A 13743-nucleotide genomic window follows, 5' to 3' on the forward strand; every position below is an offset into this window, starting at 1 on the left:
AATCGAAATCTTGTCCTGGCTGAAATGTTTCATTTGATAGTACGAGATGAAGCTCGCCCTGCTGGATTTTTCAATAAACCGATGGAAGATTTCAACCGCACGCTTGACCTGGGCTATTTCACAAAAGCCCGCAGCGACACCTTCTTCCCGATCGATTGGATTATTTACACGGTTGCTCGCAGTTTTTCCGCCGCCTGTATCACTGCGCTGACTTGAACTTAAAGCGCATGGCGATCGAGCAGGCAGACTACCCCAAATGGCTTAAATCGCTGCGAAAGTTGCTTCCAGTGGGCGATCGGTGGTCATTTGCTCCGGTTCTATCTACTTGCATCCAAAAACACAAAAGCATTAAAAGGAACAGTTCGGTAAAAAATAACTGTTAACGATCTACAGGCTGCCAATAAAGCAGCGTCTATCTAAAGGCGGACTTTGGAGGCTGTATTAATTACACCCTTTTATTGCTGTTTCTACAGAGATAAGAATTGTATTACAGTCATTAAACTGTCCTAATTATTTAAATTAAAACTGTAGTTTGTTTATACAAACCTTTGGTTCTTCTCTTTGGTTCTTCTAAGTAGTCAACACTTAAAACATACTCAGAATAGGCCCTTTGCCAGAGGGTTTATAGCGAGAAGCAAGAGATTCATTCTTTCGATAGACAAATAAAAGAACGGGCTGTTTTATCGTGTCTTAATAGGAGCGAAGGCAGTGCTATAGTCCTTAACTTCCAAGAGAAGGAAAGATGTTTCTGCACTGCAAGCTGATAACAAAGAAGACTTCCTTTGTTCATTCTTCTAGGCTACTTCAGCGGCTGACTTGCCATTAATTCTGTCAGCAAACCTTTTCTGCTCATCCTGGTTCATGAGCGGATTTCACACATATTCAGCAACTTTTCTTGAGGAACGTTTTATGTATCAGAAGCGCGATCGAATGGCGGTGAAGAAGCTGCTTAGCTTTGTAGGACTTTTGAGTGCAGGTGTGTTAGTCAGCCTCCCAGCACTGGCACTGGGGCAGTTAAATGAAGCTCCGTCTCATGCTGATGAAAGTCAGCTCATCGCTACTGGCGGTGGCGGCGGTGGTGCTGGTGGTGGTGGCGGCGGTGCTGGCGGCGGCGGTGGCGCTGGTGGCGGCGGTAATAGCGGCGGCGGTGCTGGCGGCGGTAACAGTGGCGGCGGCGGTGGCGATAGCAGCACTGGTGGCGGTGCTGGCGGCACGGCTGGCGGTGACAGCGGCGGTGCTGGTGGCAGCAGTGGCGGCGGCGGTGGCGGCGGTAGCGCTACTGGTGGCGGTGCTGGTGGCAATGCTGGTGGTGACAGCGGCGGTGCTGGTGGCAACAGCAGTGGCGGCGGTGCTGGTGGCAACAGCAGTGGCGGCGATAATGGCGGTGTTGGTAGCGATGGCGATGGCTCATCCGATGGCACTGGACCCAACGATCCGCGGGGCGTTTTCAACAATCCCAGCAATATTCCTTCCCAGTCCAATCCTAATGTACCAAACTCCAACTCACCGGATTTTGGCACCCAAAACCGGACCAATACGGGTGGTTCGTCCAGCGGCTTCGGTTCTGGCTCAGGGGCAGGTGGCACGACGACCTCTCCCAGCACCATTACTCGACCCGGTACGACAACTCCCGGAACAAATGGTACGTTCAACAACGATACTCGCCGGGTTGTCCCTGAGCAAAACCCCACTACCGGAACTTCGGGTACATCTGGCACAGGGTTCGGTACAGGCACAGGCAGTACAGGCACGAGCGGCACAGGTCTGGGTACAGGCACGGGCAGCACAGGTGTAACTCGCCCGGCGGCTCCAGTTCGCGGTCTGTGGTAATTCGGGCTAGTAAAAGCTGAATAGAGGATTGGTAGCAACTGTTTCCTTGATTCAGCTTGCTCGTCATCTACCTGAAAGGGGGCTTTGCCCCCTTATTTTTTGTGAATATCTTTTTTTGAATATCTAGGTGGGCTGCACGCTGTACCCAGGTACTTCGCAGTTGCCCGAAGGGTAATCGCTAATTTCCTGCCCGATCGCGTCAGGAAGTGGGTAGACGACGAGCGGGTTTGAATGCTGCTAAAACTTACGATTGTGTAAATAAGATAAGCAGTCAGAAGCAGAAAACCGAATTTGTTGTGTTTAAAGTTGACAAAAACGATGATCGCAGCGCAATAAAAGATAAGAAAGTGGTTGAGCACTCTTCATGGCAGCTTGAACTAAGGACAAGCACGCTTTAATTAGTTGATTTCCTAGATTTAGCAGCCTTTCCACCGATCGTCTCCAACAGAGTTATTCTACGGTTCGTCCTCCGCTATGACAGACCAAGCTGCCAATTCAATCGAAAATTCACGATCGCAGAGGGATTCTACGGTCGCGTTGTTGATTTCCCGCTTTTTACACTGGAAGTCGAGTTGCTTTGCAAGTAACTTCCTCGCTTTGGCAATCTCTGCTTAACCAATATGACTGCTAGTCGTGATTTACTCAGTATTCGTTCCCCGGGTTTCTCCCTTCCTCTAGCTCCTCTAGCAGAGGAATTCTCCATGCCTTATCTAGATGCTGTTATTGGTGCAGCAATTTTTGATCTGAGCGGTCTGCCTAAAGAATATCTAGCCTCTCAGGAAAATCCTGATTTGAGCTGGGTGCAGGCTATTTTTCAGGCACTCGGCTTGCAGTCCCTGCTTGGATCTTCTCTGCGATTAGAGGGACTGCGCTATGCAGTTGCACATGGCATCGAGTTTCAGGCGATCGTTGTCCGGCAGGAGGCTTGTTACACCGCTTTGCTAATTCGCAGCAGCGAGGCTCAGCTTGATCCGCAGTTTATTCAATGGGCAAAACAACTTGAACCCACCAGCCTAAAAGGAAATTTGCGCTTCATCTCAAAGTAATTTCAGGCGGACGAGTCAGCGCAGCCTCTCTGCTGCCCAACAAATTCACAGCAGCTTTATCAGATCGGTTCAGCATTACAAGCAAAAACTTCCGGGTTGCGACTGCTCACGATCGGAAGCTGACCCTCTACAATAGGGATGAAGTTTTGTGAACTTAGTCGATGGTCTCTTCTCAATCTCAACCAACCGTAAATCCTAGCCTGCCAGAACCCAAGTTTGGCTTCAACGCTTATGCAGAAAAGCTTAATGGTCGAGCTGCGATGATTGGTTTCGTCGCAACGATCGCGATCGAATATTTCACGGGACAAGGGTTATTGTCCTGGCTGGGATTAATTTAGTAGTGAGTGAGTAAGGAAGGGAGTAGGTGAGTCAGGAAGCGAACGGGTGAAAGGGGATCATGACAGGTTGAACGGCGCAGGAACCGAGTGAAACCAGGTCAAAATTTCAACTCTTGGGACAGTTCTGCTGCTCTACCCCGCTTCACTTGCGATTCCAAAATGACTCCATAAAGCGGACTGGTTCGCATTAGCTCTTCGTGGGTTCCCTGGGCGACGAGTCTGCCTTTGTCCATCAGCAGAATGCGATCGGCGTTGCGAACGGTGCTAATGCGCTGAGCAATCACGAAAGACGTGCAGGTTTTGCGGCGCATCAGATCATCGAGGGCGGTTTGAATTTCGTTAGCGGTGCGAGCATCAACAGCTGAGGTGCTGTCATCCAAAATGAGGATGCTGTAGCTGGTGAGCAGGGTGCGGGCGATCGCGATTCGCTGTTTTTGTCCGCCAGATAAGCCAATGCCCCGTTCTCCAACGATCGTGCTGTAACCGTCGGGCAGGCTAGTGATGAAGTCGTGCATTTGAGCGGTTTTGGCGACGGAGATCACTTCCTCCAGGGTAGCTTCGGGCTTGGCATAGGCAATATTTTCGCGAATCGTGCCGGAGAATAGCGTGGTTTCCTGAAAGACGGTGCCAATCTTCGATCGCAGGCTGTTGAGCTGAAAATCGCGCACATCTCGTCCGTCGATTCGCACGCCTCCCTGGGTAACGTCATAAAATCGCGGGATCAGGTTCATGATCGTGCTTTTGCCCGATCCAGTCATGCCTAAAATCGCGATCAGTTCCCTGGGTTTGGTTTCAAACGAAATCCCCTTGAGTGCTTCCGTACTGGCACCGGGATAGCGAAACCAAACATTTTCAAAGGTGATTCTGCCGCCGCAGGTCTCAAACAAAACGGCATTGGGGCGATCGCGAATTTCCACCGCCGCATCAACCACTTCATACACCCTTTCTGCCGAAGCCACCGCCTGGGCAATAGCGGGAGCCGCAAACCCAATCAGCAAAATTGGCTGCAAAATCAGCAGCAGGTAAGAATTAAACGCCACCAGTTGACCGATCGAAAACCTGCCGTCAATCACTGCCGCGCCACCATAGCCAATGACCACGACCGTGACCAGATTGCTCAGCAGAAAAATGTAGGGAAACGTATTGCGAATCGCCCGAATCGTCTGCATATTGGTTTGGATCAGGCGATCGTTCAGTCGCGTATAGCGATCGGATTCCGGCTGTTCACGCACAAAGGCTTTCACAACTCGCACACCAAACAGATTTTCTTGCAGCACCGCATTCAGATCGCCTAACTGCTCCTGCACCCGCCGAAACAAATCGCTATTGCGGGTGAGAAATTGCGCCATGAGCCAGGCAGACATGGGCACAACGGTGAGCGTAATCAGGGCAAGCTCCCAGTTCATCAAAATTAGAATGGTGGCGATCGTAATCAGCGTCACCAAGCCACTAATCACCTGGATCAAACTGGTGCTGAGAAACGATCGAATCTGCTCGATATCGCTGGTGACGCGGGTTAGAAGCTGGGACGTTTGCGATCGATCGTGATAGCTAAAGCTAAGGTTTTGAATCTTGCCAAAAATCCGATTTCGTAGATCGTAAGCCACCCCCTGCGATGCCGCTTCTGCCCAGTAGCTTTGCCCAAAGTTGAACAGTCCCCGCGCGATCGCCGCCAGCACCATTGCCCCAGCGCACAGCAGAACCACCCTGGAATTTTGCGCTGCAATGCCGCGATCGATCCCCCACCGAAACAATTGAGGCGTGACTGCATAGGCAGCCGTCAGCAGCAAAGAACTGAGCAACGCGCCGCTTGCCAGCCAACGATAGTGTCTGAGACTGCCCAACACGCGCAGCAGCGAATTCATGGAAGATTGGGGGTGAGGAGAAGAAGTCAAAGCAAACGCCTCAATACGCGAAATAACTGAAACTCACTCAAACTGACTGAAACTTACTGAAACAGAAAGCCCGACAGCAGCAGGGGCAGCAGCAGCAGCGCGAAAATTGCCACCACGACAGTCACTGGCTCGATTCGGATCGTATTTTTGTCAATATTTTGCTCCATCTTGCGGTTCGCTTTTCGATCGAGGCTAGGCATGGGGTTGCTCCTGCGCTGTGTGAAGGTTGCGTTGCACGGGGTCAAGGTCTAAAACCGTTTTGCTTACTTAGACCTTCTATTATGATTGGTCAGCAGATTTCTCAACTGCTTCGCTTGTCCAAAGACGATCGGCTGTCGGCTTAAAGCTTTTCAAACACCACCGAAAAATTATTGGCAGGCATTTCCCAGGTTTTGAGAAACGACAAGCCTTCTGCCGCTGCTGCCGCCACCACCGCTTCCAGATCACGCACGCCCCAGTCTGGATTCTGCATCTGCAAGCTCTGATCAAACGCGGCATTACTCGGGGCCGTATGCCTGCCGTTCTGCCGATAGGGACCGTACAGATACAAAATTCCACCCCCTGGCAACAAACGAGACACGCCTGCCATCAGTCCCAGCGTTGCAGACCAGGGCGAGATGTGGATCATATTGATGTTGACGATCGCCCGAATCGGATTTCGGTTCAGGTTAAGTCCTTGCAGCTCCTCGGGGAGGGGATTTTGCTCTACTGCCCACACCGGATCGCGGACATCCAGAGCAATTGGCGGATAGAGATTTTCAGCCGGGATTTGCTGTCGCCATGCCGCAATACTGGCACGGGCTTGCGGATTAGGATCAGAAGGCAGCCACAAACGCGGAGCAAGCCGGGGCGCAAAAAAAACAGCGTGTTCCCCCGTCCCGCTCGAAATCTCCAAAACCGTTCCATCCGGCGGCAACACCTGACGCAGCACATTTAAGATCGGCTCACGGTTTCGCTCAGTTGCCGGGGCATATTGACGGGCATCAGGAAAAGACATTGGGGTTTAGCGTGGCATAGTTTTCACTCATCCTACTGTTCTAACGCTTTTACTTTCCTCCTCCCCTCATCTCCCCATCTCTTCAAGAAACCGCTCAACCTCCTCTCGGGTTGGCATCGAAGGCTGCGCCCCCGTCTGGGTAACAGAAAGGGCAGCAACCGCAGCCGCTTGAATCAGAGCCGCTTGAAGCGACAAACCGCTTGCGAGTCCAGCCGCAAGTCCCCCGTTAAAGGCATCTCCTGCCGCAACCGTATCAATTGCTTGCACCGGAAAGGCTTCGATCGCAAACGCCTCTGTTGCGGTCTGAACCCATGCCCCCTGTTTGCCGCGCTTGATTACCACTGTCTGCACGCCGCGCTGATGTAGAATTTGTCCGGCACGAACCACCTCAGCTTCGGTGTCGATCGCAAACCCCACAAGCTGACTGGCTTCCACCTGGTTTGGCGTCAGAATATCAATCAGCGAGTAAAGTTCAGCGGGGAAATCCGATTGGGCTGGAGCCGGATCGAGAATTACTGGGATGCCTGCCTGTTTTGCCGCCTGAGCTGCTGCCTCGATGGCTGCCAGAGGTACCTCAAGCTGAAGCAGCAGTACCTTTGCGTCCGACAAAACCGATCGCAGACGATGCACCTCTGCCTCGCCAACCTGTCCGTTTGCACCAGAAATCACAATGATCTGATTCTCGCTGGCATCATCGACGGTAATCAGCGCCACGCCCGAATGACTCGCCTCATCGATCGCTACACCTTCGCAGTGAACACCATCGCTCTGAAGGGATTGAAGCAGCGTTTGCCCAAACCGATCGCCCCCCACTCGCCCAATCAAGTGCGTTGAAATGCCAAGCCGAGCGGCTGCCACTGCTTGATTTGCGCCCTTACCGCCTGGAATCGTCTCAAACGAGTATCCGGTCAATGTTTCACCGGGCATCGGGAGCCGAGGTGTTCGGGCAACCAGATCGAGATTAAGGCTACCAAAGACAATGACACTCATGCGGAATACTCATACGGCAAAATTATGGGGCAAAACTGGGAAAAAGCGCGATCGAAAACGGCAAACGAGCGGGGAATGGAGCAGTTGAGGGGCGATCGGCACTCAAAAGCATTTCTTTCGACGGAGGGCTGTTTACATTAGACCTTTGGAAAGAGGGTTGAGGCAAATCAAGCTTTTTATGCTGATCGTCGTACCGTTCTTCCTACAAAGGATTATCCCATGGCAGCTAAAGAAGAAAAGAGCAAGCCGACTGCTGAAGATCAGCATGAAAAGCATAATCAAAAAGCCAAAGAGAATGCGGCTGAATCGCGTGCAAAAGCAAAAGACAAAACTGACGGTGAAGCGAAGCACGTAGAGAAAGACGATCAGAAAGAAAAGCACAATCAAAAAGCAAAGGAAAACACGGCTGAATCGCGCCCAGAGTCGAAAGGCAAAAAAGACGATCACGCAAAAGCCAGCAAGAACGACCCTGCGAAAGCAGAAAAGTCTCACTCTGAGAACGAAATCGATGAAGCACAAGAGCTAGACGGTTTGCTCGAAATCTTTGCCGCACACAACATTACCGAAATGGATGCGGAAGTCGCAGTCGGCATGATCGACGAATGGTACGACATCCTGCATAAGTCCAAAGACGAGTCCTACAAAGAAGTTGCTGCGAACCTGAAACAGCTTAAAAAGTTGCTGTCGGGCAAGAAAGACCAGAGCGAAGACGTTATCGAACTACTGGACGAACTGGGCGAACAAACCGACGAACTCGCTAACGAGGCTCAGCGCGGCTACAAGGGCAAACTGCACAAGCTGGGCAATGCGTTCCGTCATGCAGCTCAGTCGATCGATGAAGCGCTCGATGTGGACGACGACGAAATCGAAGAAGACGAAGAAATCTAAGGCAATGCGAGAACCCTAAGCCGCACTGTTTTTAAGTTTTTAAGCCTGAATAGATGGCGATTCGTGCGGCGATTCGTCTAGCGATTAAACAATCAAACTGCATCTAACCCCATCCTCGGAGGTACGGCTAAGCTGTATCTCCTTTTTTGTGTCTTTTGCCTCGCTTTTGCCTCGCTTTTGCAGGGCTGAAGCTTGCATTCGTGCCATTGCCGCTCTGGGGCTGGAGTAGGATGAAAGAGACAATCTCGTCAGGGATTTACCCAGCATCAAGGAATCAAGCAAACCGCATGGGTCATCCAGCTCCAGCCAAAATTTATCAGGGCGAAACGATCGCCGCTATTGCCACAGCCGTTGTGCCTCAGCAGGGCAGCGTTAGCATTGTGCGGCTTTCAGGTCGAGGGGCACTGGCGATCGCCCGATCGCTGTTTGATGCACCTGGAAATCAGACCTGGGAAAGTCACCGCATTCTTTATGGGCAGGTGCGCCATCCCCAAACCCGGCAGGGGATCGATGAAGCGTTGCTGATGCTGATGCTCTCTCCCCGTTCCTATACTCGTGAAGACGTGGTGGAATTTCACTGTCACGGCGGCATGATGGCAGTGCAGCAGGTGCTTCAGCTTTGCCTGGAGCAGGGCGCAAGACTGGCACAGCCCGGAGAATTCACACTGCGAGCGTTTCTCAATGGTCGGATCGATCTCACCCAGGCAGAAAGCATTTCCGATCTGGTAGGGGCACAGTCTACCCAGGCTGCCCAAACCGCACTGGCAGGACTTCAGGGCAAGCTAGCCCAGCCCATTCGCCACCTGCGATCGATCGGTCTGGAAATTCTGGCAGAAGTCGAAGCCCGGATTGATTTTGAGGACGATCTGCCGCCGCTCGACGAAGACTGGATTCGGGTACAAATTGATGAAGTTCGGCGATCGGTTCAGCAAATTCTTGCGACAGCCGATCGAGGAGAACTGCTGCGAACGGGCGTGAAGGTGGCGATCGTGGGTCGTCCCAATGTCGGCAAATCCAGTTTGCTCAATGCCTGGAGCCGTACCGATCGCGCCATCGTCACGGATCTACCCGGAACCACCCGCGACGTGGTGGAATCTTATCTGGTGGTGCAGGGCATTCCGGTTCAGGTACTCGACACCGCAGGCATTCGGGAAGCCGCTGATCGCGTCGAGCAAATCGGCGTCGAACGATCGCACCAAGCCGCCCAGACTGCCGATCTGGTTCTGCTAACCGTTGATGCTGAAGCAGGCTGGACCGCAGAAGACCTCGAAATTTATCAGCAGGTCAAGCACCGTCCGCTCATTCTGGTGCTCAATAAAATTGACCTCATTGATACCCTGCCCGACCTTCCTGCCGGACACCCAATCGTTAAAACCGCCGCTGCCCAGCAAAAAGGTATTGAAGATTTAGAGAAGGCGATCGTTGCTATTATTCACGCAGATCAACTTCAGGCAGCGAACCTCGACTTTGCCATCAACCAGCGACAAGCTGCCGCCCTCACCCGCGCCCAGAGCGCACTCGCCCAAGTTCAGGAGACGATCGCCGCTCAATTGCCACTCGATTTTTGGACGATCGATTTGCGCTCAGCAATCCAGGCTCTAGGAGAAATTACCGGAGAAGAAGTGACCGAAGCTGTGCTGGATCAAATCTTTAGCAAGTTCTGCATCGGCAAGTAACTTCACTCTTTAAACCGTCCCAGATTACCTAGATGGGTCGAGAAAGCTGCTTCGCAGTGCCCTTACAGCCAGGAAACTTCAGGCAAACCGCAGGCTTCGTCGCCCCCGATTGCTTTTTGCCCAAACAAGGTATGCTATTGCATAGCTTCAGCACGATCTGCGTTTCTTCTTTCGCTGATTGCCCCGATATCTCCTATGCCAGAATTAATCGCTTATCTGGGACCCACAGGAACCTATACCGAGAGTGCTGCGATTGCTTGCGCTCAGTGGTTGTCCCAAACCAAGGGCATAACGCTGCCTTTAATGCCTTACCCCAGCATTGCTCAAGCGATTCGTGCTGTCGCACAGCAAGAAGTCCCGGTTGCCGTCGTCCCAGTCGAAAATTCAACCGAGGGCAGTGTTCGGATGACGCTTGATACGGTCTGGCAGTTTGACGCGCTCCAAATTCAGCAGGCACTTGTTTTGCCGATTTCCCATGCGCTGCTGTCCCGTGCGTCCGGGTTAGAGGCGATCGAAATCGTCTACTCTCACCCACAAGCAATTTCCCAATGTCAGGGCTGGCTCGAAAAATTTCTGCCCACGGCTCAGCTGATTCCAACCAACTCCACCACAGAAGCACTCCAGCACTTGGACAACCCGCACATCGGTGCAATTTCGTCTGAGCGAGCGGCTCACCTTTATAATTTGCCAATCTTGGCTCATCCCATTAACGACCTGCCTGACAACTGCACCCGCTTCTGGATTATCAGCCTCGAACCTGCCTCTACTGGAAAACACACTTCGCTTGCCTTCAATCTGCCTGCCAACGTGCCCGGTTCTTTAGTGAAGACGCTGGATGTGCTGGCAAGACGCAATATTAACCTTAGCCGCATTGAATCTCGCCCCACAAAGCGAGCCATTGGAGATTACTTGTTTTTTGTGGATCTAGAAGCCGATTTGCAGTCCGAGGCAGTGCAGTCTGCCCTAGCAGAACTAAGAAGCTGCACCGAAACTCTGAAGATCTTCGGCAGCTACAACATTCAGACCGTAGTCAATGGACAGCTAAAGCCAGAGTGAGTTGATCACAACAGGATCACACACGGGCACAACAGTCTTAACACCGGGCTTTCTTAACGCTGTAGTTGGTTAAGCAGAAGGCGATCGAGTCATAGAAATCAAGTCACAGAAATTGAGTGACAAAAGTTGTTTCGCACTTCTTAATCAATTTGGCTTCCTGAGTGCAGCAGGTCGAATGCTATTGAAACACGTCCTTCAACGCAGTCCGAGCAGCAAGATGATTCCGAGTCGAAGTAAGAATTTCAGCTTCTCGCTCTAGTCGGGCTACCGTGTCCTGCAATTCCAGAAGAGCTTGCTGTTCCTGAGGAACGCCCTGCAGATTCGACGCCACCCAGTAGGACAGCTCGATCGGCGAACTGGGAATATCGTCCGGCAGTTCAATTTCCTGCCCGGTTAACTTTGTGGAAAGTTTCACCACATCTTCTAAAAGCTGATTCACATCTCCTGCAAGACCTCGTAAATCTTGCTCTGACGGGTGATCCTCGATCCACTCGACCAAGCCCACGTAATAGGGTCGCTCCCGCACGTATTCCAGCACCCGAAACCGCTGCTGCCCGATCGTCTCAACATACATTCGATCGTCTGAGGTACGCTTATGCTGAACAATCTCGGCGCAGCATCCAATTCCAGAAACATTCCCCTCCGCCGGATCAACCATCAGCACTCCAAAGCGACGATCGCCCTGAAGAACCGTATTCATCAGGATCCGATAGCGAAACTCAAAGATATGAAGGGGGAGGCGACGACCAGGAAATAAAACAACTTCGGGAAGGGGAAAGAGGGGCAGTTCACGAACGGCGATCGATGAGGAAAAAGTCATTGCAGTCTCTATCCCTAACGGCAAACAGATACGTTTTAACCCCAGTGGGCAGCTTCGCACCCGCAAAGGTCTAATGCAAAAAGAGTAGCCATCTTGAAAGATTAAGCTACTCTTCACAGTCTATCGTATTCGTGAAGGCAATCCCAAGCGGAGAGCTCGACGATTTACAGCTTCACTTCAATGTCCACGCCTGCGGGCAGATCCAGCTTCATCAACGCATCGATCGTCTTAGATGAAGGCTGGTAAATGTCAATAATACGGCGGTGCGTCCGGGTTTCAAAGTGCTCCCGCGAGTCTTTGTCTACGTGCGGCGATCGCAGCAAGCAGTAAATCCGACGCTTCGTGGGGAGAGGAATTGGACCGATCGCAGTCGCATTGGTGCGGTTTGCCGTGTCTACAATCTTTTCGCAGGAAGTATCCAGTAAGCGGCGATCGAACGCCTTCAGTCGAATCCGAATTTTTTGCTGTTGAATCGTTGCCATGAGCGTTCCCGTTAAGTTGTCTAGGTTCAGTTTGTCGGTTCAATCTGGTTTAATCCAGAGAGGCGGCTTTGCAGCGTGTCGCCTGATCTAGTGTACTGCTTTATGGAAGTTTTGGAGAGGAGTTGTCTGAGCAGGTATTGCCACAGGATGGGTACACCCTGCATCGCCCCCTAAATCCCTCAATACTAGGGGAATGGGACTTTCACGGCGTCAAAGAAGAACAGCAGCCAGCCCAAAGACCAACTGCTGCCCATGTTTTATTCAAACGATTGCCCTAAGACTCAATCTTGAATTACTTGAGGATCTTAGAAACCACGCCTGCACCGATCGTCCGACCGCCCTCACGGATTGCGAAGCGCATTCCCTGCTCAATTGCGATCGGGTTGATCAGCTTCACATTCATTTTGATACGATCGCCAGGCATCACCATTTCGGCGTTGCTGCCGTCGTCTGCGGTGAAGGATTCGATCGAACCCGTCACGTCAGTTGTCCGTACATAGAACTGGGGCTTGTAGCCTGCGAAGAACGGCGTCTTACGACCACCTTCTTTCTCGGTCAGAACGTACACTTCACCCTCAAATTCGGTGTGAGGCGTAATCGAACCGGGCTTCGCCAGCACCATGCCACGCTCGATGTCTTCTTTCTTCAGACCCCGCAGCAGCAGACCCGCGTTGTCCCCTGCCATCCCTTCTTCGAGACTCTTCTTGAACATCTCGATTCCGGTCACAGTTGTATTACGGGTGTCGCGAATGCCAACCAATTCAATGTTGTCGCCAATCTTCACCTTTCCACGCTCGATCCGTCCAGTTGCGACCGTTCCCCGACCCGTGATCGTGAATACGTCCTCAACCGCCATCAGGAAGGGCTTGTCCACATCCCGCTCAGGCGTGGGAATGAAGGAGTCTACCGCATCCATCAGTTCGTAGATCTTGTCAACCCAGTCATTTTCGCCGCGACCCGTCTTCGGATTAGCGATCATCGCTTCCAGAGCCTTCAGACCCGAACCACGCACGATCGGCAGATCATCACCAGGGAACTCGTATTCGCTGAGCAGTTCGCGCAGTTCGAGTTCAACCAGTTCGAGCAATTCTTCGTCATCCACCATGTCTACCTTGTTCAGGAAGACCACGATGCTGGGTACGCCGACCTGCTTCGCCAGCAGAATGTGCTCCTTGGTTTGGGGCATTGCACCGTCGGTCGCTGCTACCACCAGGATTGCACCGTCCATCTGTGCTGCACCCGTGATCATGTTCTTCACGTAGTCAGCGTGTCCCGGACAGTCCACATGGGCGTAGTGCCGATTTTCAGTTTCGTACTCTACGTGAGCGGTGTTGATCGTAATACCCCGTGCCTTCTCTTCGGGAGCCGCATCGATTTCATCGTATTTTCTCGCTTGCGCCTGTCCAAGAGCAGCCAGGGTCATTGTGATCGCAGCCGTCAGCGTGGTTTTGCCGTGGTCAACGTGACCGATCGTACCGATGTTGACGTGGGGTTTAGTCCGTTCAAACTTTGCGCGTGCCATGTATCTATCCGTTCCTCTTTACTGACTATGCGTTCCCTTTGCTCTTTGCGATGATGGTTTCAGCCACGTTACGAGGAACCTCGTCGTAGTTGCTGAATTCCATCGTGAATATGCCGCGACCCTGGGTTTTAGACCGGATATCGGTAGCATATCCAAACATCTCTGCGAGAGGGACTTTAGAAGTCACCTTTGCAATTCCCTGC

The 13743-nt window shown here is 52.1% G+C and carries 15 protein-coding genes; 7 read left to right on the forward strand and 8 right to left on the reverse strand.

All coding sequences use genetic code 11. The features are described 5' to 3' along the window. The 4 genes from H6F80_RS09480 to H6F80_RS09495 all read left to right on the forward strand — a co-directional run. A partial coding sequence (locus H6F80_RS09480; protein ID WP_277879088.1) for a ferritin family protein occupies positions 1 to 216 on the forward strand: 216 nt, incomplete at its 5' end. Between the two features lie 802 nt (positions 217 to 1018). After that, the gene (locus H6F80_RS09485) at positions 1019 to 1795 is read left to right on the forward strand and encodes a hypothetical protein (RefSeq protein WP_190791324.1); all 777 of its coding nucleotides are present in this window, start codon (positions 1019 to 1021) and stop codon (positions 1793 to 1795) included. Between the two features lie 736 nt (positions 1796 to 2531). Next, on the forward strand, positions 2532 to 2876 hold the full coding sequence (locus H6F80_RS09490) for a hypothetical protein (protein ID WP_190791325.1): 345 nt from the start codon (positions 2532 to 2534) through the stop codon (positions 2874 to 2876). Positions 2877 to 3037: 161 nt separating this feature from the next. After that, positions 3038 to 3214: a CAB/ELIP/HLIP family chlorophyll-binding protein gene (locus H6F80_RS09495; RefSeq protein WP_190791326.1), complete on the forward strand. Its 177-nt coding sequence runs from the start codon at positions 3038 to 3040 to the stop codon at positions 3212 to 3214. Between the two features lie 98 nt (positions 3215 to 3312). Here H6F80_RS09495 and H6F80_RS09500 read toward each other — a convergent pair whose 3' ends face one another. The 4 genes from H6F80_RS09500 to rbsK form a co-directional block, all read right to left on the reverse strand. Then, a complete protein-coding gene (locus H6F80_RS09500; protein WP_242067258.1) occupies positions 3313 to 5109 on the reverse strand; it encodes an ABC transporter ATP-binding protein in 1797 nt (598 codons plus the stop codon). 53 nt (positions 5110 to 5162) lie between these two features. Then, positions 5163 to 5309 carry a hypothetical protein gene (locus tag H6F80_RS09505; protein ID WP_190791336.1) on the reverse strand — a complete coding sequence of 49 codons (147 nt, stop codon included), beginning with the start codon at positions 5307 to 5309 and terminating at the stop codon, positions 5163 to 5165. A gap of 140 nt (positions 5310 to 5449) precedes the next feature. Further along, positions 5450 to 6106 carry a DUF938 domain-containing protein gene (locus H6F80_RS09510; RefSeq protein WP_190791327.1) on the reverse strand — a complete coding sequence of 219 codons (657 nt, stop codon included), beginning with the start codon at positions 6104 to 6106 and terminating at the stop codon, positions 5450 to 5452. A gap of 66 nt (positions 6107 to 6172) precedes the next feature. Beyond that, positions 6173 to 7096, reverse strand: a complete 924-nt coding sequence (rbsK, locus tag H6F80_RS09515; protein WP_190791328.1) for a ribokinase — start codon at positions 7094 to 7096, stop codon at positions 6173 to 6175. 219 nt (positions 7097 to 7315) lie between these two features. Here rbsK and H6F80_RS09520 point away from each other — a divergent pair, with 219 nt between their 5' ends. The 3 genes from H6F80_RS09520 to pheA all read left to right on the forward strand — a co-directional run bounded on the left by H6F80_RS09520 (position 7316) and on the right by pheA (position 10716). Further along, positions 7316 to 7984: a hypothetical protein gene (locus H6F80_RS09520; RefSeq protein ID WP_190791329.1), complete on the forward strand. Its 669-nt coding sequence runs from the start codon at positions 7316 to 7318 to the stop codon at positions 7982 to 7984. 287 nt (positions 7985 to 8271) lie between these two features. After that, positions 8272 to 9660: a tRNA uridine-5-carboxymethylaminomethyl(34) synthesis GTPase MnmE gene (gene mnmE / locus H6F80_RS09525; RefSeq protein ID WP_190791330.1), complete on the forward strand. Its 1389-nt coding sequence runs from the start codon at positions 8272 to 8274 to the stop codon at positions 9658 to 9660. Between the two features lie 195 nt (positions 9661 to 9855). Then, the gene (gene pheA / locus H6F80_RS09530) at positions 9856 to 10716 is read left to right on the forward strand and encodes a prephenate dehydratase (RefSeq protein WP_190791331.1); all 861 of its coding nucleotides are present in this window, start codon (positions 9856 to 9858) and stop codon (positions 10714 to 10716) included. A gap of 178 nt (positions 10717 to 10894) precedes the next feature. Here the strand turns inward: pheA and H6F80_RS09535 are convergent, their stop codons facing one another. The 4 genes from H6F80_RS09535 to H6F80_RS09550 all read right to left on the reverse strand — a co-directional run bounded on the left by H6F80_RS09535 (position 10895) and on the right by H6F80_RS09550 (position 13727). After that, the gene (locus tag H6F80_RS09535; protein ID WP_190791332.1) at positions 10895 to 11536 is read right to left on the reverse strand and encodes an LON peptidase substrate-binding domain-containing protein; all 642 of its coding nucleotides are present in this window, start codon (positions 11534 to 11536) and stop codon (positions 10895 to 10897) included. A 164-nt stretch (positions 11537 to 11700) separates the two neighbouring features. After that, entirely contained in the window at positions 11701 to 12018 is a 318-nt protein-coding gene (rpsJ, locus tag H6F80_RS09540) for a 30S ribosomal protein S10 (RefSeq protein WP_058882368.1), read from the reverse strand. 292 nt (positions 12019 to 12310) lie between these two features. Then, a complete protein-coding gene (gene tuf, locus H6F80_RS09545) occupies positions 12311 to 13540 on the reverse strand; it encodes an elongation factor Tu (RefSeq protein ID WP_190791333.1) in 1230 nt (409 codons plus the stop codon). Positions 13541 to 13565: 25 nt separating this feature from the next. Then, positions 13566 to 13727, reverse strand: coding sequence for a hypothetical protein (locus H6F80_RS09550; protein ID WP_518523547.1), 162 nt, complete (start codon positions 13725 to 13727; stop codon positions 13566 to 13568). Positions 13728 to 13743: the final 16 nt, after the last annotated feature.

Origin of the sequence: Leptolyngbya sp. FACHB-711 (genome assembly GCF_014695615.1) — a bacterium.
GTDB lineage: Bacteria > Cyanobacteriota > Cyanobacteriia > Elainellales > Elainellaceae > Leptolyngbya_A.